At 40.3% G+C, this 21313-nt stretch carries 13 protein-coding genes; all 13 read left to right on the top strand.

The genetic code is table 11. The features are described 5' to 3' along the window. Positions 1–56 precede the first annotated feature (56 nt). Positions 57–3290, top strand: coding sequence for a choice-of-anchor tandem repeat GloVer-containing protein (locus tag ACEQZT_RS05345; RefSeq protein ID WP_370087979.1), 3234 nt, complete (start codon positions 57–59; stop codon positions 3288–3290). A 553-nt stretch (positions 3291–3843) separates the two neighbouring features. Continuing rightward, complete coding sequence (locus ACEQZT_RS05350; protein WP_370087981.1) at positions 3844–4587, top strand: FadR/GntR family transcriptional regulator; 744 nt, start codon at positions 3844–3846, stop codon at positions 4585–4587. Positions 4588–4839: 252 nt separating this feature from the next. Continuing rightward, positions 4840–7968: a SusC/RagA family TonB-linked outer membrane protein gene (locus tag ACEQZT_RS05355; protein ID WP_370087983.1), complete on the top strand. Its 3129-nt coding sequence runs from the start codon at positions 4840–4842 to the stop codon at positions 7966–7968. 18 nt (positions 7969–7986) lie between these two features. Then, positions 7987–9438, top strand: a complete 1452-nt coding sequence (locus tag ACEQZT_RS05360; protein WP_370087985.1) for a RagB/SusD family nutrient uptake outer membrane protein — start codon at positions 7987–7989, stop codon at positions 9436–9438. An 18-nt stretch (positions 9439–9456) separates the two neighbouring features. Continuing rightward, the gene (locus ACEQZT_RS05365) at positions 9457–10473 is read left to right on the top strand and encodes a PKD domain-containing protein (RefSeq protein WP_370087987.1); all 1017 of its coding nucleotides are present in this window, start codon (positions 9457–9459) and stop codon (positions 10471–10473) included. A gap of 28 nt (positions 10474–10501) precedes the next feature. Beyond that, positions 10502–12946, top strand: a complete 2445-nt coding sequence (locus ACEQZT_RS05370; RefSeq protein ID WP_370087989.1) for a PKD domain-containing protein — start codon at positions 10502–10504, stop codon at positions 12944–12946. 114 nt (positions 12947–13060) lie between these two features. Continuing rightward, positions 13061–13435 (top strand): cupin domain-containing protein, encoded by a 375-nt coding sequence (locus ACEQZT_RS05375; RefSeq protein WP_370087991.1) that lies wholly within the window; start codon positions 13061–13063, stop codon positions 13433–13435. Between the two features lie 18 nt (positions 13436–13453). Beyond that, a complete protein-coding gene (locus ACEQZT_RS05380) occupies positions 13454–14716 on the top strand; it encodes an MFS transporter (protein WP_370087993.1) in 1263 nt (420 codons plus the stop codon). 23 nt (positions 14717–14739) lie between these two features. Beyond that, positions 14740–15507, top strand: a complete 768-nt coding sequence (locus ACEQZT_RS05385; protein WP_370087995.1) for an SDR family NAD(P)-dependent oxidoreductase — start codon at positions 14740–14742, stop codon at positions 15505–15507. Positions 15508–15591: 84 nt separating this feature from the next. Beyond that, positions 15592–16674 (top strand): polysaccharide lyase family 7 protein, encoded by a 1083-nt coding sequence (locus ACEQZT_RS05390; RefSeq protein WP_370087997.1) that lies wholly within the window; start codon positions 15592–15594, stop codon positions 16672–16674. 10 nt (positions 16675–16684) lie between these two features. Beyond that, positions 16685–17722 carry a polysaccharide lyase family 7 protein gene (locus ACEQZT_RS05395; RefSeq protein ID WP_370087999.1) on the top strand — a complete coding sequence of 346 codons (1038 nt, stop codon included), beginning with the start codon at positions 16685–16687 and terminating at the stop codon, positions 17720–17722. Between the two features lie 9 nt (positions 17723–17731). Beyond that, the gene (locus ACEQZT_RS05400) at positions 17732–20038 is read left to right on the top strand and encodes a chondroitinase-B domain-containing protein (protein WP_370088001.1); all 2307 of its coding nucleotides are present in this window, start codon (positions 17732–17734) and stop codon (positions 20036–20038) included. Positions 20039–20048: 10 nt separating this feature from the next. Continuing rightward, positions 20049–21296, top strand: a complete 1248-nt coding sequence (locus ACEQZT_RS05405) for an alginate lyase family protein (protein WP_370088003.1) — start codon at positions 20049–20051, stop codon at positions 21294–21296. Positions 21297–21313 lie beyond the last annotated feature (17 nt).

Below are 21313 nucleotides of genomic sequence, written 5' to 3' on the forward strand. Positions count from 1 at the left end.
TTATTTTGTTGACTCATTATGATTATACTAAAGCCTAATATAAACTATTAAGAAATTTGAAGTTCACTACTAGAGTTCCAATCATTAAACCTTACCACCTGCTTAAAACAGCGGCTACATCCCTTCTAATATCAGTTTTTCTTTTCAATTCTTATTCTCAAACAAGAATAACAGGCACTACCATATCTGGAGGAGGTCATTTATTCTCGGTTAACGTAGATGAATCAGAATTGGAAAGATGGATTGATTTCACTTTTGAAAAACATTTTGCAGGGAATTTAGCTAGGGCAGGCGAGAGATTGTATGGAATGGCATTGGGAGGAAAGTATGGTCATGGAGTTATTTTTTCGCTAGCTCTTGATGGTTCTGATTACCAAAAACTATACGATTTCGAAGGAATAGATGGAAGCCTTGTAGTGGGCAGTGTCACTAGTCCTCAAGGACACTTTGTGAATTTCGAAGGAAAATTGTGGGCGTCTTTACCGAGGGGAGGAAATGACAACTCAGGCGTAATAATTTCATACGACCTTATTGAAAAAGCTGTCAATGTAATTCATCATTTTAATGATGAAACCGATGGTTCTTTAGCCTTGGGCTCATTGATTAATGAAGAAGGAAAGTTTTTTGGTGTTACAACAAAAGGTGGTAGTAACGATTTTGGAACATTGTTTCAATATGACCCTTCTGAATCAAGCTTTTCAATATTGCATCAATTTGAAGGTGGTAATCCGATGAAAGAATTGACTTACCTGGATGGTAAACTTTATGGAATTAAATCTTCAGTTTTTAGTGCTTCATTTAGAGGGTTTTATCGTGTTAATGTAGATGGAACTGATTTTGAAATGACAAGTACATTGCTGGTCGGAAATCAAGAACCTAATGGTCTTATTCATCACAATGGTAAACTATGGGGAACATCAAAACTAGGTGGGTCTGGTAATGATGGGACTATTTTCAAATTAAATCCAGATGGAACTGATTTTGAATTTGTTTATGAATTTGATGAAGTTTCTGGCAAGAGTCCCGCAGGAAGATTGCTGATTCAGGATAATAGTCTATTGGGGATAACTACTAGAGGCGGTGAAAATGATAGGGGAGTGATATATTCAATCGATCCTGAAACATCATCGTTTAGCAAACTCCATGACCTATCGGATCAGATAGGAAGTCTTCCTCACTCTGGTCTGTCGGCTTTTGATAGTAAACTTTTTTGCCTGACTTCCTTTGGTGGGAGTATTGAAAATAGAGACAATGGTTTTATTGGATATGGATCTGTTATTACCATGGATTTAGATGGAAATAATTTAGAAAAGAAATACACCTTTGGCACGAACAAAAATGGTAGTTACCCATTAACACCACTTTTGGATTTAGATGATTGGATTTACGGTGCTACTAGCGAAGGGGGCATTGAAGGAAATGGTACGATATATAAAATAAAGAAGGACGGAAGCCATTTTTCAACTATACATTCCTTTGAAAATTTTAATGGACGTTTCCCACTAGGAAATCTAGTTCTGTACAATGAAAGATTATTTGGAATTACTAAATATGGTGGCGATCATGATGGTGGGGTTATTTACTCAATCAATAAAGACGGATCAGACTTTAATATAATTTTTCATTTTGAGCCCAATACTTCTGGGATTCAACCAAGCACAATTTCTTTAATTGATGGTCAATTTTGGGGAACTGTAACCAGGCTTAGTGATGAGATTGCCAACAGCTTAATTTTCAGACTAAATGCTGATGGAACTGAATTCCAACATGTGTATTCATTTTCAGATGGCTTAAGGGCTCAAAATAATGGGAACTTAATCATTGCAAACAGTAAAATCTGGGGGAAGATTGATGCAGAACAAATAGATTTTGATTTTGGTCCCGGCATTTTATTCTCTATAAACAGTGAGGGTGGAGATTTTCATAAAGAACGTGATTTTACTACATATGATGGAAGAATTCCGGAAGGAAATCTATTACTCCACGAAGATGAAGTATGGGGGATTACAAAATATGGAGGTAGCAATGGGAATGAATGGCCAGACGATGATCAGGGTGTAGTTTATAAGATAAACACAGACGGCACTGGCTTTACTCTTTTACATTCCTTCATTGAAGCTTCAGGTATGAACCCGGTTTCTGGACTAAAATTATTGGACAATAAAATGTGGGGAGTCACGGAGCGAGGCGGTGAAAATGGATTAGGAGTTATTTATTCCATTAGTTTAGATGGCTACCTCTACAATAATGAAGTTTTATTTACTGAAAAAATAGGTAACGGACCTAATCACTTTACTGTTTATTCAACTAAGGTAGATCCAGAATTAGAAATAGAATTTATACCTGAAAAGGAATACGGTGATGATTCATTTGTAATCAATATTACCTCAGAGAATGCTACTCCTGCTAATTTATATTCTTCCGCCGAGTCAATTGTAAAATTAGAGGGAGGCATGGCTACCATAATGGGAGCAGGAACTGTTTTGATCATAGCTGAACAGAATAGCACAAGTGAATTTTTTTACACCTCTGATACTATATCCCTAACAATTGAAAAAGCCCCGCTTACAGTTACAGTTGATGACCAAAGCAAAGTGTATGGAGAAGCCAACCCTGAATTCAAGGTTAGCTATACCGGTTTTGTGAACGGGGAAGATGCCGGTTCTTTAACCACAATCCCCACAGCAAACACATTAGCAGATGAGAGCAGTGAAGTAGGCACATATGCAATTACAGCATCAGGAGGCACATCAGAAAATTATGCTTTCACATATGTTGACGGGATCATGACAGTTGAAGAAGCCTCACTTACAGTTGCAGCTGATGACCATTTAATTAATGAGGGGGAAGCATTGCCGGAATTGACTATTACCTATTCAGGTTTTGTCAATGGTGAAGATGCAAATTCGCTCATTAGTAAACCAGTTGCCACAATGGGCATCACTGACACCAATACAGCCGGCACATTCACAATATCAGTATCGGGAGGTGTATCGGACAACTATGTCTTTAAGTATGTTTCAGGTACATTGACGATCAAACAGGTGCTTGGTTTGGATGGACAAGAAACCATCACGGTCTATCCGAATCCAGCGGTGGACTACATTAAGATTGATAGCAGACATGTGAAGAAAGTGGAGCTGTATGATCTGAGAGGAACTAAGGCACTGACGAGCGATGATGTAAATCAGCAGATCAACTTAAAAACACTTGATAAAGGACTATACCTAATCAGGCTATACAATGAGAATGGAAAGGTAATAGGCACTGAGCGATTCATTAAGAACTAGAATGATAATTAAGGTAGCATTTGCTTAAGGCATTGCATTAGTTGACCCATATGAGTCGCCTTCTTTGCTTTAAAAGAATTATGTTTTATCAAATGTTTTACCCGTTTCCTTTAAGTAATTGATAATCAATGGTTAGAAAAGCCCCCTACGGACTGCATAAAATGTGAACTGAAAGGGATAAGTAGGCTATCAAAAGCTTCTTATCCCTTTTTTAATTATCTACTCATTCACATTGATTCCTGATGATTCATGGGAATAGTTTTACTTTTTTTAGAACTAAGAAGAAGATATCGTTGACTTGCTATTAACGCCTAGTTGTGGAACACAATTATTTTTCTAGTTAGGATCAATTAATCAAAGCGTGAGATCATTTCAATAGCCTTAAGATTTGATCTGAGATGCTTAGCAATTTCATACTTAGCTAAGTTATGATATCTTCAAAATAAGGCATTCTTCTCATGAAAAATTCAAAATCTTTTAATCGAATAGTATAAAATTTTTGGAATTTTAATTGGTATACCATAAATTGGTCAACCAATTAGTCAGTTTAAGAATGGAAATACTTAATAATTTCTCTCAAATACAAGTTGAAACACCCGTTGACAAGATTATCAGACAAATAAGAGACTTGATTACTTCTGGGCAATTAAAAGCTGGGGATCGTCTGCCTTCTGAGCGTAAGTTGAGTGAAAAGCTAGGAGTGGGAAGGACACATCTGAGAGATGCACTCAGGAAACTCGAGTTTTATGGCATTTTGAAAACACTTCCTCAAAGTGGGACCGTTGTTGCTGGCATTGGCATGGCAGCATTGGAAGGTCTTATCACGGATATGCTACATGTAGAGGGAAGAGATTTTAAGTCATTGGTTGAGACCCGAGTTATTTTGGAGACCAACATAGCACAACTGGCCGCAGAAAAAAGGACTGATCAGGATATTATAGAAATTGAAAATGCGCTAAATGCGCATAGGATAAAGATAGATCGGAATGAGGATGCAGTGGAGGAGGACCTTCTGTTTCATCTAAAACTCACAGAAGCAAGCAAAAATTCAGTGTTGAAATCTTTGATGCTGATTATTACACCGGACATTATGCAGTATTTCAAAAAGCATAACGTGTGCGGAGAAGGAAGAGCTCAAATAGCTGTGGAACAGCATGAGCAGCTTTTGCAATACATAGTTGATAAAAATCCTGACAAGGCGGCAGAGGCTATCAAAGATCACCTAAAGGATATTAGTGAATATGTAAAGACAATTGATAATGGGCTCGTGCTCAATGGTAATGGCTCATTAGTATAAACAACCAATAACTTAACCCAAATGGAAACCTAAATAACCAAAAAAGGATCAACCAAGGGCTGATCCTAAAACTTTGAGTGGAGCAAAAATGAAAATATCAATTTGGCGATCGGTATTCATCTCAGGCTCCTTCGTTTGCTACAAAACTACTTAAAGCCCCCGCTTTTAACAAGATTGTTGTACCTCTCGATAGGCCCCCGTTTCACTCAAAATCATTGAGGAATTATCAAATAATCAATTAAAACCTAAATTATGAAACGTATTTTACAATCTGTCGAACTCAAATCAAGTATGAGAATTGCTCTCATTTTTGGTTTGGTTCTTTGCATTTCGACAGTTGCCAGGGCTCAAAACACAGTATCTGGTACAGTAGTAGATGGAAACGGAGACGGAATACCCGGTGTAACGGTCCTCGAAAAAGGGACAGCTAATGGAGCAATCACGGATGTGAATGGATCCTATACTGTATCAGTGGGATCAAATGCCATTTTGGTTTATACCTATGTCGGGTTCAAAACTCAGGAAGTTACAGTAGGAGATCGGAGTACAATTGAGATTACACTCGAAGAAGATCTCGAAGAACTTGAAGAAGTAGTAGTTGTTGGGTATGGTACTCAAAAGAAATCCCACCTAACAGGCGCCATTTCGAAAGTTGAGAATAAAAAGCTAGATCAAATGCCCGTATCAAGGGTAGATGATGCTCTCATTGGTCAGGTATCTGGGGTTAACATTCAGGCTACAAATGCTGAGGCAGGAGGTGCACCTACTATTACGATTAGAGGTGTTGGTTCTGTTACAGCTGACTCTGGCCCAGCTGTGGTTGTCGATGGAATAGTAGTTAGTTCTGATTTTCTTTCAAATCTGGATATGAATGATATAGCATCTTTTGAAGTGTTAAAAGATGCAGCATCGGCAGCTATCTATGGAAGTGAAGGTTCCAATGGTGTCATCATGATCACCACCAAAAATGGACAGGCTGGCAGAACAAAATTTAGTTATCAAACCTATATTGGTAGGAAGGATGCGCATGGAAGCGATGATTACAGGAAAAGTGTTGCAGACTGGGTTGCCTTTGAACAGGCTCAAACTGGTGAGATAAGTGAAGAAACTCAATATATGCAACAAATAGTTGCACTTACTGGGGTAGATAGAGACTGGCAGGACGTTTTCTTTGATGGTGGATATATTCAGAGTCATTCACTCTCAGCCAGAGGTGGAAATGACAGAACAACCTTTAGTGGTTCTTTGCGATATCTACATGATGAAGGTGTAGTTATCACTGATGACTATAAATTTTATAGTGGCAGAATCAAGGTAGACTCTAAGGTAAATGATCGGGTAAAATTTGGAATTAATATCAACCCGTCTTATTCCGCACAGAGACAATTACCTACATCAATTCATAACCCGCTCCGCCTTTCACCGTGGCTACCTATCTATCATACGGAAGCAACCCTCCAGCTTATAGATAGAAATATCTATCCTGGTGTTGAAGTGGGTGATTATTTCTGGGAAGACCACCTGGTTGAACTGGATTTTGATGGTGATGGAAGTGATACACGTCCTCGTACTTCAGGTGATTCAAATCCTTATCAGCAATATGTTGAGAGAGAGCATTGGGAGTATGAGACTAATCTTTACGGTTCAACCTATTTAAGCCTTGATATTATAAAAGGACTTAAAGCGAAGACATCTTTAGCAACCACTATTGAGCAAAGAAAACGTGAACGATGGGACGGTACTAACTACCATGCAGCTGGAGCGAGTAGATCTCAGTATTATCTGCAAAATAGATTTAGAACAAGACTTGTTTCAGATAATACATTGACGTATGACAAAAATATTGGCGAACATGAATTCGGTGGACTTGCAGGAATCACCATACAACGTAGAACAAGCAATACAAGTGAATTGACAGGTGTTGGCTATTCCAATGACCTTCTTAAAAATCTAGAAGGTGCAACCCAAATCACTGAGCCAGCTGAGATCAATACTGAACTTAGAAAGCTTGGGTACTTCTTTCGGGTCAATTATGCATATGCAGGAAAATATTTGGTCAATGTGTCTTTTAGACGAGACGGCAGCTCAGTATTCGGATTAGATTCTAAGTATGGTAATTTCCCTGCAATTTCTGTCGGATGGAATATTGCAGATGAAGACTTCCTGGCAGGAAACAACCTGATAACTACTTTGAAGTTAAGGGCTAGCTATGGTTTAACGGGATCTGAACGATTCAACGTAGGTAGCGATGTTATTAATCATTGGCCTTATTTAGCTCTGTTAAACAATTCTAATGTAGTCATTGATGGGGCTGTAGTGAATGGTGTTTCTCCCTTGAATATCGCGAATTCACTTTTGCAATGGGAAGCATCAGAGGAATTCAATCCGGGAATTGATTTCGGATTCATGGACAATAGAATCACAGGATCATTGGATTATTATTCAAGGATTAGTAATGAGCTGTTATTGGAAAATCCAGTTTCCTACGTAACTGGTTTTACCAGTGGGATTGTAAACCTGGGTGAAGTTAGAAACCGTGGTTTTGAGTTTGAATTGAGGACGAGAAATATGAATCAGAATCAGTTTACCTGGAACACCACGTTAATTGCCTCAACCAACCAAAATGAACTCCTCGCATTTGGTGAATCAAACGGGGCGCTAATTCAAGATACCTATGGCAGAAATTCACAATGGATTAACCTCATCGGCAATCCAATATCATCTTTCTACGGCTATGTGGTTGATACAGACAAGTATAATGACGCTGAATTTAGAGTTGCATATGTAGATAAGCCATGGAATCGAATTAATGGTCAGGCTGAGGACGTTATCGTGAGGGATTTAAATGGAGACGGTAGAATCACTGAAGATGATAAGACCATCCTCGGAGATCCTTATCCTGATATTTTATGGAGTGTAACGAATGAATTTACCTACAAAGATTTCGACCTGTCTTTCATGCTTCAGGGAAGTCTGGGCGCACAGGTAAACAATATCGGTGATCAATATTTCTTTAATTGGTTTGGAAACAGTACCAGATCAGGAGGTGCAGCAGAAGCTGTGGCAGATGGTCTGGTTCCTCATGAATCATTTATTCAGGAAAAAGTGCTGACCAGTGAGGTTATTGCTAGTGCCGATTACTTCTCGCTACGTAATGTGACTGTAGGGTATAACATGCCTGCCAGACTTACTTCAAAAATCGGCGTGCAGGGATTAAGAGTGTATTTCGCTGGTCAGAATTTGCTTTATAAGACAGCCTCTGACTACCACGGGTTCAATCCGGAACATGTTGATGGGTCTGACCCAAGAGCTTATGGATCTCAAAGAGCAGGAACGCCTCTCTACAAGACATTTACTCTGGGTTTAAACCTTGACTTTTAATTAAAAATGAATCAAATCATGAAAAATATTAAATACATAGTCTTAGCGATTGCAATGGTGTTTGTCTCATGCGATGATGAGTTTTTAAACCCATTGCCAGATACTGTTGTTGCTTTGGATGCATATTTCAATTCAGATGATGATGTTTTATCTGGAATTTATGGAATTTATGACGCTCTACAGGGGACGAATGAGAATACGGAAACAAATATTGGGCGTGCTAACAGAGGAGTTCAGTTTGAGCACTTGCTGACGGAGCACCGTACCGATAATACAAGGAATGCTACACTTGAAGGTTCTAAGTCAGATTTTCACAGATATATAGTTGAAGCTGTAAATGTTGAGTCTGAAGATTACTACCAGTCCATGTACGAGGTTATTTTCAGAGCAAATAACATTTTGAACTACATAGATGTTGCGGATGAAAGTAATCGAGCAAGTTATGCGGCTGAGGCCAAGTTCTTAAGAGCGTATGCCTACTTTAAGCTGGTAAGGCTGTACGGAGATGTACCTCTGGTTACTGCTCCTGTAAATCCTGGGGATGTGGAAACTCTTTTTACCAGAGTAGCCGAAGCTCAGGTGTATGAGCAGATCATAGAGGATTTGCAAGAAGCTGTGGACGTTTTGGATAATTCTCATAAAGCGAGAGCCTCGAGAGCAGCTGCACAAGGAATCTTGGCCAAAGTTTACTTGTCATTGGCAACACCTAATTATGCCCAAGCCGAAGCTTTGTGTGAAGCAATCATTGGATCAGGATTTGGCTTAATGCCGGATTATAATGATGTCTTTTATTCAGAGCTGAATAATGAAATCATCTTTGCCATTCAGTATCAGGCAGGAAATTCTGAAGAGAGCCAGAGTTTTTCATCAGAATTTACTTCTTCTACACGGGCAGGTAGAGAGGATGGTCAAAATATAGTCAATGCAAACCTCAAGGCAGATTTTGACGCATTTGGAGGTAATAGAACCGCAGTTTCCATTACGGATTTGAATGGCACACTGGAGGATGATGAAAATGAAGTAGCCAAGTTTTTGCCTGAGGGATCTGATTTGTCAACCACTCCACCATCTTATGGCCCTTTCGCCAGAGATGCAGGCAATGACTACATCGCACTTAGATATGCTGACGTATTGTTACTTCATGTTGAAGCAACCATGGCAGGAACCGCCGCAACGGTTGATGCGGATGCCATTGAATCATTCAGACAGGTCAGAAACAGAGCCGGAATAACTGATCCGATTGTATCAGTTACCAAAGAAGAGTTGATGACGGAAAGAAGGGTTGAGTTGGCGTTTGAAAATCAGCGATACTTTGACTTGATCAGATTTGGTGAACTAGACAATGTCTTGTCCGCACACTCTGATGACATGGGATATGTATACGATTCAAGAAAGGCCAGGTATCTGCCAATTCCTCAACGGGAGATCAACCTTAGTGGTGGTCTTTTGAAGCAAAATCAGGGTTACTAAAATTTAAATGGATGAGTTATGAAAAACTTTAAAAATATATTCGGAAAAAGGCTAAGAATACTCTTAACCGTTTTCGCTGCAAGCTTCATTGCGAGCTGTGAACTGAGACCTGATTTACCTGAATCGGGAAGTATACCTGATGCTACGCCTCCAACGGCTGATTTCACATACATTCCTACCGCAGAGGATTTCAGGGTGATATCATTCACCAACCTATCTGAAGAGGCGACCAACTATGTATGGGACTTTGGTTCAGATGGGGTAGTTTGTGAGCTTATAGATGGAGAAATGGTATGTGGTACGGAGACTACCACAACAGCTTTTGAGCCTTATGCAAAATTTGAAGCTGGTGAGGGAACATATACAGTATCTCTAACTGCTTTGGATGCAAACAATGCATCAGATGAGGTTGAACTATCTGTCGAAGTTGTAGATGTGTTTGTGCCTCTTCCGGTAACTGTTGTAAACGGTGATTTTGAAGATGGTACTAATAATTGGAAAATATCATTCTCTAATGGATGGAATAACAACGCATTTAAGAGCAGTACAGATGGATCATATAATCTGTATGATGGAACAGATAATGGTAGTAGTACAGGAGGAGCAAAATGGGATGCAAGTATTTCAGTAGGCAGTTTATCGAGTTCTAATAGTAGAGTAGCCTATCAGCCAGTCGTTGTTTCTCCTTCTTCAGATGAGCGTACAGTTAAATACATTCTTGAATTTGAGTATGCGATCAAAGATGATGTAGCTACTGATCCACCGGAAGGAAGACTTGTGATTGCTGATGTTGTAGCCGGCCACTATACAGATGGTTTTGAAGCTTACTCTCAAACTCCAAGAAATGAAGCTGGAGTGGCGACAGACCTTAGTCTTCTTCACATAGAAGTTGAGGAGCAAAAAGGCAAAGGAGAGTTCACCGTGGTTACAGGTGAGTTTGATGCCCCTGAAAGCGGTTTGGTTTCATTGATGTTCTCAGCCATAACCCCTGTGGACGTATATGTGGATAATGTGAAAGTTTATCCAGCAAACTGATACTATACCAACAATAAAGAACTGAATTATGAATTATATAAAAATAGGAATAAGTGCCTTGATGATAATAGGCCTTATGATTTCATGCGATGATGATAATAATCCTAATCCTAAGGGACTGTCGGAAATTACATTTTCAAGTTTTTCTGTTGCAGCTTCCGGGGATGGCACTATCGTCGCGGTCACTCCTGTTTCCATAGGAGCAACTTCCTTTGAAGTAGATTTTGGAGATCCGACCAGCACTACAGATGTGCTCACTATTGATGAGCAAGGAGGATCTGTATCCTACGACTACCCAAATGAGGAGGAAGAGGCTACATACACCATCACAGTAACTGCTCAATCCGATGCAGGCTTAGCATCCGTTACTCTTACAGAGGATGTTACGGTTGTTCACGTCCCTGAGGGATCTATTACGACTGTCCCCGCTTCACCTACCGGAAGTATTTCAAATGTGTTCGCCATTTATACAGATGGAATGGAGTACAATGGTGAGCTTTTGGAGTACAGATGGGGCGAAGCAGGTGCTGGAGGTGTAGCTGTTACTGTTGGAAATGAAAATGTACTTCGATTTTCAAGACTTGGAAGCGATGTTGGTACGCTTGCAGTTGCAACCATTGATCCGAATAGTGCTTTTGGAGATGGAATTGCAGCTACACACATTCACTTTGATATAAATTCAATTTTTTCTGAAGGTATCGACCTTTTGAAGGTAACTCTTGTAAATAATGGTGCGACAGAGACTTATGAAGTTGATGGTTTGGCACTTACGGATGGAGAGTGGACTGGTTTTGATTTAAGCTTATCTACAGGATTTTCAGCGGCTGTTACAGCTATCGATGAAATTCAATTTGAGTTAGGAACAGGAGGTGCTGCAAGTGATCATGCAAGTATATATGTGGATAATGTGTACCTATATAAGGAAACAGGTTCTACCATTTTGAATGGTGACTTTGAGATTGAGGGTACGTATGCCACTAGTCAGTGGAGGTTTACCACCTATACGGAGGGCGAGTCAACTCCATTTGGTTCAAGTAGTGATGGTTCTGATTTTGATTATGATGGAAATGATACAGGAGATAAAACTCGTGGAGCAAAATGGACGTCTAGCCAAAGTGGGGGACCGTTTCACACTTCTGATTCGAGATATGCATATCAGGCGCTATCCTTGACTCCAAATACGGATTATGTCCTGGAGTATCAGTACGCAATTGATGGTGCTAACGATGATCCTCCTGGAATATCCAGGCATATGGCTGGATATGTTCTTAATAGTCATTTCATTGACGGTGCTGATGCATTGGATGACCTTTCCAATAGTTTAGGAAGTCATTTTGGATATTATGCTGAGGGTAAATTCTCAGACACTCCAAATGATTATGGCACGTTTGTTCAGATACCTTTCACTTCAAATGAGAGTGGTGAAGTTGCTGTAATGTTTTACTCTGTGGCTCCTGCCGATGCATGGATCGATAATGTGAAAGTTTTAGCAACAGGTGATGTGACTGCACCATCTGCTGATTTTACTTCAGAGGCAAATTCAGGAAATTATCTGGAATATACTTTCACAAATACATCAACAAATGGAGCATCTTTCGTCTGGGATTTTGGTGATGGAAATACTTCAACAGAAAAATCTCCAACACATACCTATGCCGCAGATGGTGACTATGATGTAGTGTTGACAGCCACGAATGTTTCAGGTAGTTCTATGACGAATGAGGTGTTAAATGTTATTGATCCAGGTATTGTACCAGCAACCTTCGCAGCGGTTATTCAGAATGGTGATTTTGAAACATATCCTACTGCGGAGAACAATTCAAACGATCTAGTTGATGCCTGGACGATCGATCCGGATGATACCTTCAATGATGCAACAGACTCACCGTTTAATTGGTGGAGAAATGATGACTTGGAAAATTGGGTTTCTGATCGTGCCAATAATGGAAGTACAGCAACAAACCCTTCTGACCAATACGATAGAGATGGGACAGATAAAGCAAGTTCTTCAAGTACGAACGCTCAATCTGCCGGTGGTTCAGCTGGTCGGTCGCTCAAATTTGATGGTACCGGAGAAAGAGCTTATCAACCATTTGAAGTTGAGGAGGGTGTTGAATATACGATTTCGGCATATTTAAAATCAGAATCAACGCCAGGAACAGATCTGGAAGGAACTTTCTATATTTTACATAGCGAGCCGGCTGATGAAACCGATTTGGCTTCTTTTGCCCTTGCTACTGTACCAGTGACTGCTTCTGCAGTTAATACCTGGCAACAGATCTCTTTTGATTTTACTGCAAGTTCTACATTTAGTTATCCGCAAAGCAGGGTAGATGAGTCTTTAGCTACTGGAGGTATCCTTACTTCCACTACGCAAAAATTCGTCATCTTCTATTTTGTGCCAACCAATACGGTAACTACGGATAATGAGGTATTTATTACTGATGTAGAAATACAAACTCCTGGTTTTTAAGTATTCACGGAGTTTCAAGAATAAATAAGTGAAAAATAATCTTCATACATACTGAAATTGTATCTGGGTGGTGCACTGCACTGCTCAGGTTCAATTACGGGATAAAAATCTAAAATGAATAGAAGAAGCAATAAATACATTTTGACAGAAAACCTTGACTGGGAAGAATTGGGAGGGGGAGTATCACGAAAAATGCTAGGGTATGACAACCAGATCATGATGGTGCTGGTGAAGTTTGAAAAGGGAGCTGTCGGTTCGCCACATAGTCATTTTCATACACAAGCCACTTACTGTGTAGAGGGAAAATTTGAGTTTGAGATTGATGGGGAAAAGCAAATAGTCAAGGCAGGAGATGGTGTATACATCGAGCCCAATCTTGTACATAGTGCTGTTTGTCTGGAGCCCGGCAAACTGATTGATACCTTTAGTCCGGTAAGAGAGGATTTTCTTAGCGGAGAGGGTCCATCATATTTTGGTGATAAAAATTAAAAACTAACCCTAACCCAAATGAAAGTACGAGGACTTAGATGGTGGATTATCGGACTGGTATGTCTGGCAACAATCATCAATTACATTGACAGATCAGCACTGGCCATCATGTGGCCGGATATCTCTAGTGATCTGGGTATGGATAAAAATGATTATGCACTTATCCTGAACATTTTTCTAGTTGCTTATGCAGTGGGACAATCTGTGTCCGGGAAGATGTTTGATAAGATTGGAACAAAGCTAGGTTTTGTTGTCTCTATTACCGTTTGGGGATTGGCAACAGCACTTCATGCTCTCGCACGAGGAGTTCTCTCATTCAGTGTTTTTAGAGTATTGCTTGGCTTAGGCGAAGCGGGAAACTGGCCGGGGGCAGTAAAAAGTAATGCCGAGTGGTTTCCATCAAAAGAACGTGCATTGGCGCAGGGAATTTTTAATTCTGGAGCTGCAATGGGTTCGATAGTAGCTCCACCACTTATTGCTGTCGTTTGGGTAGCCATCGGATGGGAGATGACATTTGTCCTCCTTGGGATGCTGGGAATATTATGGGTAATCCCATGGCTTATATTCAACAAAGCATTACCATCAAAACATACCTGGATCACGGAAGAGGAGCGGAATTTCATTATGGCAGGGATCGAGCAAAAGAAAGAAGATGCTGAAAAACCTGGTCTAAGTATGATGCAGATTTTGTCTCATCGTGAATCATGGGCGGTATTGGCCTCAAGATTTTTTGTTGAGCCAATCTGGTGGCTATTTGTTGGCTGGATGCCAATTTACCTGGCAGACGTCTATGGATTCAATGTAAAGGAAATTGGCTTCTTTGCCTGGGTGCCTTATGTAGGTGCTGCGATCGGAAGTTTATCCGGTGGATATTATTCCGGCAGACTCATGATCAAAGGCGCTTCTGTTGATCAGGCTCGAAAGAAGACAATACTTGTTGGTTGTGTCATCATGTTTGTAGGAATGGCCGCCACGATTCTCTATGGAAACACTCCTGAGAAATTTGTCGGCATTGTAGCTGTGGTTCTTTACGGCTTCCAGTTTGTAATCTCAAATATTCAAACCATTCCAAGTGATTTATTTAGTGGAAAGTCGGTTGGCTCACTAGCTGGACTTGGAGGTACGGTTGGAATCTTTTCAGTGATCATCATGAACTTTCTGGTGCCAGTAATAACAGACAACTATTCCTATACGCCGATCTTCATCATGATTGCAGTCTTTGTGCCTCTGGGGTACTTATCAATAAACTTTTTTGCTAAAGAAATTAAGCCTATTGGCTAGATAAAATTTTAAACGAATAGAAAATGAAAAATAAATCTGAAAATAAAGTAGCAGTAGTAACAGGAGCAACCGGAGGGATTGGATTTGAGGTAGCCAAAAGGCTGGGACATGATGGGTATACTGTGATTTTAAATGGAATAGAAGATGAGGTAGGCGCAGAGCGAGTGGCAGAACTTTCCAAAGAAGGAATTACAGCTGAATATTACGGTTTTGATGTTACCAATGAAGATGAAGTAAATAAAAATATCAAAGCCATTGGCGATAAGTATGGCAAAATCGATGTGGTTGTAAACAACGCAGGAGGACTTGGTGGCAGATCACGATTCGAAGAAATGACTACTGAATTTTATAGAAAAGTCATGGCTCTTAATCTTGACTCAGTATTCTTCATGTCAAGAGCTGCTATTCCATATCTTAAGAAAGGAGAAGATCCAACGATCATTAATTATACCTCAAATGCAGGATGGAATGCCGGGGGGCCGGGAGCTGGAATATACGGCACATCGAAAGCTGGAGTTCATGCGATTACAAGAGCTTTAGCAAAAGACTTAGCAGAATATGGAATCCGAGTGAATGCAGTTTCTCCTGGAACGATTGATACTCCTTTCCATGCTCAAATCAAGTCTACCAAGCCTGAAGTTTTTGCGTCGTGGAAGAATAACATCTTGTTGGGAAGACTCGGGCAACCAGAAGAAGTTGCTTCTGTTGTCTCATTTCTTGCTGGCAGGGATGCTTCGTTCATCACCGCAGAGACGATCCAAATTGGTGGAGGACAGGCATTAGGAATATAATTGTAAAAGAGCTGATGAATATTTCAGGGAGGCTATGAATCTATGTATTCAATGACTCCCTTTTTTGATCCGTCGTAAATTGTTATGAAAATAAACAGCAGACTTATATCAACACTCTTTAGCTGCAGCATATTCCTCACAATGATGAACTGCTCTGCACCATCAAAAAAAGCAGAAGAAAATGAGGCTGAGGAGAAAGTGTATGCCAGCAATGTTATTCCATTCTTCGATCATTGGAATCTGATTTTAGGAGATGGATCAAATGCTGGTCCAGCCATCGACTTTGAGCATGAGAATTTCTTTTTCACAGCCAGTGATGAAGCTGGAGATTGGGTGGTATTCAAAGCACCAAACTCCGGGGACACACATGGCACTTCTAATAATACCAGAACGGAGTTGGCCCAGCTAAAAAAGTGGTCTCCGATGACCAATGCGAAATTGACTGCCACCCTCAAAGTAATGAATGTTTCAGCTACAGGGGATGCTCGTGTCGCTGCGACTCATTCAGTAGTGGTAGGCCAGATTCACAGTGCGGATGGCCATGAGAATGAACCGCTGAAAATTTTCTTCAAGAAATTTCCTGGTCACACCAAAGGATCTGTTTTCTGGCATTATGAAATCAACACTGAAGGGGATGATAATTCCGGAAGATGGGACTATTCAACAGCCGTTTGGGGGCATGATTTTTCAGTAGTTGGAAGTGATGCAAACACCTATCCGGAAGAACCGGAGGACGGCATTGAACTAGGAGAAATCTTTAGCTATGAAATCGAAGTGAAAGATGGGATGATGTACCTGACCTTTGAAAGTGAAGGACATGAAACTAAGACATTCACTAAAAACCTGATCGAATCAGCATACACTACAACGGAGGATATTCCAGAGCAAACGCAGAATCTGTTTGTGCCAATAGGGCAAGGCGGAGTGGAACGACCAGAAGCATATGCTGATGAAGGCCTCTTCTTCAAATTAGGTTGCTACAACCAAACGAATGGTAAATCTCCTGAAGTGAACCAAATCTGGTGTTCCGGTGCTGAAACCTATGGTGGAGATATTCAAAAACAGTATGAAACCGGAAACTATGCTGAGGTATGGTTCAAGGAAGCTAGTATTCAAGTAAGCGATTCCGCCATTTCGAATGAGGGCTATTTTATTAAAAATGATTAACAAGAATTTTATGCATAAGATAATTGGACTTTTTCTCCTAGCTGTAATAAGTGCTTGTGGAAGTAACTCAGGTAAGGCTGAGCAGGATGAAAACCAACAGACAAAAATTGTTGCTCAATACCCGAGTGACGTTTTTTCTATGGATGCCTGGAGACTGATGTTGGGCAATGGTGAGCATCCGGATACGCTTTTGAATTACGAGCATAAAGACTATTTCTATTCTACAAATGATGGTACTGATTGGGTGGTATTTAAAGCACCCAATGGCGGTATCACATCCCCCAACTCTCATAATACGAGAACGGAGTTTGGTCAAAAGAAGCGATGGACTCCACGAGAAGGTGGCAAGCTTACTGGCACATTAAAAGTGATGCATGTTTCTACATCAGGAGACGCGAGGGTAGCAGCTTCCCATTCTGTAGTAGTAGGTCAGATCCACAGCGGTGATGGACATGAAAACGAGCCTCTAAAAATCTTCTATAAAAAGTTTCCCGGGCACACAAAAGGATCAGTTTTTTGGAACTATGAAATCAATACCGAAGGCGATGATAACTCGGGCAGATGGGATTTTTCAACGGCTGTGTGGGGACATGATATGTCAGTGGTAGGAACGGATTCAGCATCTTATCCACCAGAACCAGAAGATGGAATTGAGCTTGGAGAGGTGTTTAGCTATGAGGTGAATGTCTTTGATGGGATCATGTACCTGACATTTGAGAGTGAAGGGCATGAAACAAAAACGTTCACCAAAAATCTGTTAGTTTCTGACTATCAAACCAGGGAGGATATTCCTGAGCAGACAATGAGTTTGTTTGTGCCGATTGGACAAGATGGTGTTGAAAGAGTAAACGCCTACGAAGGGGAGTTGCAGTTTTTCAAGCAGGGCGCCTACAATCAAACTAATGGAAGAGACCCTGAAACTAACATGGTTTGGAGCACAGGATCAAACACGTACAATGGAGATGTAGCGCAACAATATGCCAACGGTAGTTATACAGAAGTATGGTTTAGTGCGTCAACGGTTGGATCTGGAATATCTCCTAAATAGAATCATTACATGAAAAAGTCATTCATCTTAGTAATTCTTACTTGCTTTTGGATTGGTTGTCAAACTGACAATACTGGAACAAGCATAAATGTCACTAATGCGGACGAGCTAGCTGAGGCCATAATCAATGCTACCCCTGGTACTGAAATTGTAATGGCAGACGGGGAATGGAACGATGTGCAAATTCGATTCGAAGGAATAGGGACCAAGGATGCGCCGATCACCCTTCGAGCAGAAACTCCTGGTAAGGTTCTGATCCAGGGTCAATCTGACTTAAAACTGGCTGGTGAATACCTGGTAGTGGCTGGACTTTACTTCACCAATGGAGCTTCGCCTTCAGATGCTGTAATTCAATTTTTTATTGATTCAAAAAATCTGGCTAATAATAGCCGTGTAACCAACTGTGTGATTGAGAACTTCAACAAACCTCAGCGAAACATGCAGGATTTATGGGTGAGATTCAAAGGCAGAAATAATCAATTGGATCATTGTTATCTCGCTGGAAAATCAAACAGAGGACCGACCATACGGGTGGATTTGGAAGGAAATGAAAGCATCAAAAACTACCATAGAATCAACAACAATCATTTTGGTCCACGACCACCGAAAGGAGGTCCAAGTGCGGAAACCATACAAATAGGGAATAGTAGCACATCCATGACACCAAGTTATACACAGGTGTATAATAATCTTTTTGACAGATGCAATGGCGAAGTAGAAGTGATTTCCAGTAAATCCAATTTCAACGAATTCAGAAACAATGTTTTCTACAAAAGTGAGGGTTCCCTGGTTACCCGGCATGGAAATTACTGCACAGTAGATGGAAATTATTTCATCGGAGATGATAATTCACCACATATTGGCGGCATTCGGTTGATCGGAACAGGTCATTGGGTAACCAACAATTACTTCTATAATCTGAGAGGAGAGATATTCAGAGCTCCTTTGGCTGTCATGAATGGCATTCCAAAATCACCGCTTAACCGGTACATACAGGTGACCGATGTAGTGGTGGCCTACAATACCTGGGTGAATTGTAAATCACCCTGGCAGTTTGGTGTGGGATCCAACATAGATCAAAAAGAGGTGCTTCCACCTTCTGAGATCAGATCTGAAACGCCGGAGCGAACACTGATAGCCAATAATGTCATTTATAATGAGGAAGGAGATAAGCAGCCAATTATTCGGCACGATTCGATTGATGGAATTGACTTTAAAAGTAATGTCATCAATAATCAAGGCATAGCGTTTAGAGGTGTTGACGGACTTATTGAAAAAGATTTTACGATGACCGAATTAGTACCAAATATTTGGGTGCCTACTAGTCTGAGTGATGTAGAGGTTTATCAGGGGTTTGATTTTGATCAGATCGAGAAGGATTTATTTGGAAACACTAGAGATGAGAATAACAGGGTTGGTGCCACGGCAGGTACAAATGCACCAGACATCATGGATTTATCGAAATATGGTCCGGTATGGTTTGACACAAATTCGAAAGATGTAGAATCGCAAATACATAAAGCAGGAAATGCAGATGAGCTGATTCAAGCTGTGGCTAGCGCTTCTGATGGAGATATCATTGAGCTTACAGCCTCTAATTATGATGTTGGCTCTTCCTTGAAAATTGATAAAAAAATAGTCATTCAATCGGCTGACTCAACCAACAAATCAACGATCAACTATTTAGGTGCTTCAGAAACACCAGCTTTTGAAATGAATCCAAATGGTGAGCTTGTCTTGAAATCAATCAAACTATCCGGGAACAGTGAGAATTATGCTTTTGCCAGCTTAAAGGGAAATATGTCCAGCCTTTACAATTTGAAGGTGGTAGATTCTGAAATTACAAATTTTAAATATGTCCTGAAGGCATACAAATATTCCTTTTCAGAATACATTAAGATCAAGTCGTCCATCATTCAAAACTGCAAGAATGGATTAGAGCTTTCATCGGAAGACGATGATCGGGGAGAGTATAATGCTGAGAACATTTACATTTTGGATACACAATTTGATAGAGTAGATAAGAATGTGATAGACTATTACCGCGGTGGATATGATGAATCTACCGTAGGTGGGAATCTTGTAATTCAGGGATCGTCTTTTACCAACTGTGGTTCAGAAGAAGAAAATGGCATTCTATTAAACACCTATGGTATTATCAATGTGGATATTTCTGAGAATACATTCAGAAATAATGGTGTGAAGCTTATCGCCAGACTATGGGGAGCGAAGAACAATTCTCATGCTAGCAACACCATTGAGAACTCAGGCCAAATCATTACTGAGCAGAATCTTCCACTTAAGCTGATGTACTAATGGCGTTCAAATGAATTTCTATCATTTCATTTTTTTGCTCCTATTCTTTTTCTCATCTACAGGGCAAAATCATGATGCTTTTATCCTTTATGACTCAGAGCAACTCGATGCAGTAAAGCGAAATCTTAAATCAGGTTCTGCTTCGCCATGTGCACAAAGCGCGTATCAAATGTTGCTCTCGCAGGCGGATAACCTGTTGGAAATAGAAAATCCAACGGTAGTAGATAAAACGATTGATCCTCCGAGTGGTGATAAACACGACTATTTGAGCATTAGCAGATATTGGTGGCCTGATCCTGAGAAAGAGGACGGCCTTCCGTGGATCAGGAAAGATGGCATTACGAATCCGGAGACTCAAACAGACGCAGTGGATCGGAATCGGCTGGGTTTGATGACTACCGGTGTGAAGTACCTGAGTTTGGCTTATTATTTCACAGAGGGAGAGCAATACGCACAGAAAGCGATTAGCATGCTCAATACCTGGTTTTTAGTCGAAGAAACACGAATGAATCCTCATTTGGAATATAGCCAAAGTGTACCCGGGAATCTCAAAGGACGAAGATCAGGAATTCTGGATGGACGATTGATTACGTTGACCATACCTGATGCCATATCCATCTTAAGACACTCATCGCACTGGACTCAATCACTTGAAAATGGAATGAAGGAATGGTTTACAAACTACTTAACCTGGCTTACAGAAAGTGATTTGGGAAGGGAGGGAGCTAAACAAGTCAACAATCATGGCTCGTGGTATCGAATTCATGTAGCTGTTGTTTCACTGTTTGTTGGTCAGCAATCCATGGCTGAAAAAATGATCTATCAAGCTAGGGAAAGTTTAGAATATCAGTTGGATGATGAAGGTAGACAGCTACATGAAATCGAACGGACACGATCGTTTTTTTATAGCTGTTTTAATCTGGAACCGTTGATAATGTTGGCGCAAATAGGTGATCGGTTAGGGATTGATTTATGGCAGTATAAATCTGTCTCAGGAAAAAGTCTACCGCTCGCAGTAGGTTATTTAACTCCGGTCATTGATGGAAAAGAATGGATACATCCTTCTAAAGAGGACAATAAAATCGTTCATCTAATACCTATACTGTATGATTTTCATGCCCATTTCAAAGATGAGAATTATGAGCAATTGCTTGAAGAGGCATTGACCCAGCTTTCAACGCAAGATGTTTCGGAATCTGAAAAGACTGGTCTATTAGAGTATTGCCTATTGGATGGTCTTGATTTGAAATTTGACTAAATGATCCCAATCTCCTT

Origin of the sequence: Ekhidna sp. (genome assembly GCF_964218185.1) — a bacterium.
In the GTDB taxonomy this organism is placed as follows: Bacteria; Bacteroidota; Bacteroidia; order Cytophagales; family Cyclobacteriaceae; genus Ekhidna.

Excerpts from the sequence above, each read along its gene's own strand:
- ACEQZT_RS05350 (WP_370087981.1), top strand. The coding sequence starts at position 3,844 with ATGGAAATACTTAATAATTTCTCTCAAATACAAGTTGAAACACCCGTT.
- ACEQZT_RS05355 (WP_370087983.1), top strand. The coding sequence starts at position 4,840 with ATGAAACGTATTTTACAATCTGTCGAACTCAAATCAAGTATGAGAATT.
- ACEQZT_RS05360 (WP_370087985.1), top strand. The coding sequence starts at position 7,987 with ATGAAAAATATTAAATACATAGTCTTAGCGATTGCAATGGTGTTTGTC.
- ACEQZT_RS05365 (WP_370087987.1), top strand. The coding sequence starts at position 9,457 with ATGAAAAACTTTAAAAATATATTCGGAAAAAGGCTAAGAATACTCTTA.
- ACEQZT_RS05370 (WP_370087989.1), top strand. The coding sequence starts at position 10,502 with ATGAATTATATAAAAATAGGAATAAGTGCCTTGATGATAATAGGCCTT.
- ACEQZT_RS05375 (WP_370087991.1), top strand. The coding sequence starts at position 13,061 with ATGAATAGAAGAAGCAATAAATACATTTTGACAGAAAACCTTGACTGG.
- ACEQZT_RS05380 (WP_370087993.1), top strand. The coding sequence starts at position 13,454 with ATGAAAGTACGAGGACTTAGATGGTGGATTATCGGACTGGTATGTCTG.
- ACEQZT_RS05385 (WP_370087995.1), top strand. The coding sequence starts at position 14,740 with ATGAAAAATAAATCTGAAAATAAAGTAGCAGTAGTAACAGGAGCAACC.
- ACEQZT_RS05390 (WP_370087997.1), top strand. The coding sequence starts at position 15,592 with ATGAAAATAAACAGCAGACTTATATCAACACTCTTTAGCTGCAGCATA.
- ACEQZT_RS05395 (WP_370087999.1), top strand. The coding sequence starts at position 16,685 with ATGCATAAGATAATTGGACTTTTTCTCCTAGCTGTAATAAGTGCTTGT.
- ACEQZT_RS05400 (WP_370088001.1), top strand. The coding sequence starts at position 17,732 with ATGAAAAAGTCATTCATCTTAGTAATTCTTACTTGCTTTTGGATTGGT.
- ACEQZT_RS05405 (WP_370088003.1), top strand. The coding sequence starts at position 20,049 with ATGAATTTCTATCATTTCATTTTTTTGCTCCTATTCTTTTTCTCATCT.